This window comes from Arthrobacter sp. KBS0703 (assembly GCF_002008315.2).
Taxonomy (GTDB): domain Bacteria; phylum Actinomycetota; class Actinomycetes; order Actinomycetales; family Micrococcaceae; genus Arthrobacter.
The window spans coordinates 1-2830 of record NZ_MVDG02000020.1 but is presented as its reverse complement, the minus strand read 5'-3'; the positions used below and the strand labels follow the sequence as shown (position 1 = coordinate 2830).

2 protein-coding genes and 2 pseudogenes are annotated in these 2830 nt (G+C 70.1%); 2 read left to right on the top strand and 2 right to left on the bottom strand.

What is annotated here, in order from left to right; genetic code table 11:
* Positions 1-40: 40 nt before the first annotated feature.
* Positions 41-523 (top strand): annotated as a pseudogene (locus B1A87_RS22565) (C40 family peptidase); the annotation flags it as partial.
* Positions 524-580: 57 nt separating this feature from the next.
* Here B1A87_RS22565 and B1A87_RS22560 read toward each other — a convergent pair.
* The gene (locus B1A87_RS22560; RefSeq protein WP_078029145.1) at positions 581-1480 is read right to left on the bottom strand and encodes an ABC transporter permease; all 900 of its coding nucleotides are present in this window, start codon (positions 1478-1480) and stop codon (positions 581-583) included.
* Complete coding sequence (locus B1A87_RS22555; protein WP_185982456.1) at positions 1467-2396, bottom strand: ABC transporter ATP-binding protein; 930 nt, start codon at positions 2394-2396, stop codon at positions 1467-1469. The genes B1A87_RS22560 and B1A87_RS22555 overlap by 14 nt, the downstream gene beginning before the upstream one ends.
* Between B1A87_RS22555 and B1A87_RS22550 the strand changes: the two are divergent.
* Positions 2360-2830, top strand: a pseudogene (locus tag B1A87_RS22550) (glycoside hydrolase); the annotation flags it as partial. The gene B1A87_RS22555 and the pseudogene B1A87_RS22550 sit on opposite strands and share 37 nt — an antisense overlap.

Here is a 2830-nt window from a genome sequence, read left to right as displayed (position 1 = left end):
CTGTCTCTTATACACATCTAGAGGTGTATAAGAGACAGCCCCTGCACCGGCACGGCCGGCTCCGGCACGGCCCGCTCCGGTCCAGCCGGCTCCCGTGGTTCCGGTTCCGGCTCCGCAACCGGTCCAGCCCGCCCCCGCACCGTCACCGGGAGACTCCAACCAGACCGCCATCTCCGTGGCCTTGGGCAAGGTGGGGAAGCCCTATTTCTACCAGTACGGCGGCACCGGAGCCTACGGTTATGACTGCTCGGGCCTCGTCCAGAACGCCTTCGCTGCGGCCGGAAAATACCTGCCGCGCACGGCCGCCGAGCAGTTCGCCCAGGCACCCGTCCACGTTCCCCTGTCCCAGGCGCAGCCTGGTGACCTCCTGGTCTGGGGATCGGCTCCCGGCTTCTATCACGTGGCCATCTACCTGGGCGGCGGCAGGGTGGTGCAGGCCCTGAACCCGTCTGCCGGCATCACCGTGACGGATTTGAGCATGATGGCGGGCATGCAGCTCCATCCGGTGGCGGCGCGCTACTAGCCCGGCTCGGCCAGCCTGACTCGGGGTGCGAGCGCCGCTCCGCCCTGGGCAGCACGCCTAGGACAGCACGTCCTTGCTGACGAACCGGCCGTAGGCCAGGGCGCCGAACACGGCGATGTAGCCTGCCTGCAGCCCGGCATTGCTGGTGAAGGAATCCCACCCGATCGGTTGGCGCAACAGGTCCGCAAAGCCGAACCAGTAATGGCTGAACAGCCACGGGTGCAGCCACTCCAGCTGGGGCAGCTGGTCCAGCACCTGCGCGGCGACGGACAGGACGATCGTGGCTGCCATGGCCCCCACCGGCACGTCCGTCAGGGTGGACAGGAAGAGCCCGATCGCCGACAGCCCCAGCAGGGACACCGTCTGGTAGGCGGCGATCAGCAGCATCCTGTTCAGGGCTTCGCCGGGCTGCACCACGTCGCCGGACAGCAGCGTCACGGGACCTACGGGAAACAGTGCCGCCCCGATTCCGGCCCCGGCGAGCGCCACGGCCAGCGGGGCCGCAACACAGAACGCGGCGGCCCCCGCATACTTGACGAGGAGCAGCCGAACCCGCCCGGCGGGAGCCACGAGCAGGTAGCGGAGGGTTCCGTGGCCGGCCTCCCCGGCGATGGTGTCTCCGGCCACGACGCCGATGGTCAGCGGCAGGAACAGCGGGACCGCCACGATCAGGGCGGTCACTCCGACGAACAGCCCGTTCTGCGTGATGCGGTCCAGGAACGCCGGCCCCCGGCCGGGCGGGACAGCCGTGGACACCCGGACGACGACGGCGATCAGCACCGGAATCGCGGCGAGCGCCAGCAGCAGGGCCTGGGTCCGCCGGCGGCGGAAGAGCTGCTTGAGCTCCGATGCGAGCAGCGGCAGGCTGGACGGCCGCTGCCGCGGCGCGGCCCCCTCCCTGCCGGGCTCCTCTGCTGTCCTGGAGCCCCGTGCGGACAACTCGTCACTGCGCGACATCGAAGCCCTCCCCCGTGAGCGCCACGAAGCGGTCCTCGAGGCTGCCTCGTTCGACGGCGAAGCCCCGGACCCGCACACCGTCCGCCACGAGCGCAGCCACGATGGCCTCCGGCGCCGCATCAAGCCCGTCGGCAGCAGCCCGTTCGCCCGTTCCGCCAGTTCCGCCAGTTCCCCCCGGGTTGCGGAAGCCGTTCGGTGACAGCTCCACCGCGCTGCCGGGCAGGGCGGATGTGATGACGGCGTCGGCGCCGTCGGGGTGCCCGATGACCGGAGTCATGCCCAACCGGACCAGCACGCCCGAGGCGGCTCCGGCGTCGGGCGTTATCAGGCGAAGCTGTGCGGTGCCCGCCTGGCGGAGTTCAGCCAGCGGACCCTGCGCCACCAGGCGCCCCGCGCTCATGATGGCCGCATGCGTGCAAATTTGCTCCACTTCGGCCAGCAGGTGGCTGGAGACGAAGACCGTGGCGCCGTCGGCGGCGAGCGACCGGACCAGGCTGCGCACCTCCCGGGTGCCCTGGGGATCCAGCCCGTTCGTGGGCTCGTCCAGGATCAGCAGTTCCCGGCGCGAGAGCAGGGCATTGGCGATGCCCAGCCGCTGCTTCATGCCCAGCGAATAGGCGCGCACCTTCTTGCGTGCGGCATGTGAGAGCCCCACCCGTTCGAGTGCCTCCCCCACCCGGGCCCGCCGCGTTCCAGGCGAAGCGTGGCGGTCCGCGGCATCAAAGCGGTGCAGATTTGCCGCCCCGGAAAGGAATGGATAGAACGCCGGCCCCTCGACGAGGGCGCCCACCTGCGGCAGGACCTCGTCCAGCCTGCCCGGCATGTCCTGCCCCAGCACCCGCACCGACCCCGCCGTCGCCGCGGCCAGGCCAAGCAGATGTGTATAAGAGACAGGAGCTGGTGTTGCCGGCCGCACCGGAGATTCCCTCGCCCGGCGACATTGCTGCCGCCAAGTCCAGTGAAAGCGCGACGGCGGCGCAGGTCACCGGCATCGAACGGATCCTGGCTGATGCCGCGTCCGCGCAGGAGCTGACCTTCGCGCGGACCCTCGAGGCAAACAACGCCTACAGCGACGCCCTCGTGGAGCTCCGGAACCGGACCGACGCCGCCGCCGTGGCAACCGCCCGTGCCGAGGCCGCGGCCAAGGAGCAGGCAAAGAGCCGCAAGGAGATCGGCCAACTGGCCGGGGACCTGTACCGCAACGGCGGGCTGAACCCCGCGCTGAGCAGCTTCGTCGCCGGCAAGGGTGACGTCCTGGAGCAGGCGGCAACGCTGCAGGCCCTCTCTGCCGGCCGCAGCCGCGCCTTCGAATCTGTCTCTTATACACATCTAGATGTGTATAAGAGACAG

Excerpts from the sequence above, each read along its gene's own strand:
- B1A87_RS22560 (WP_078029145.1), bottom strand. The coding sequence starts at position 1,480 with ATGTCGCGCAGTGACGAGTTGTCCGCACGGGGCTCCAGGACAGCAGAG.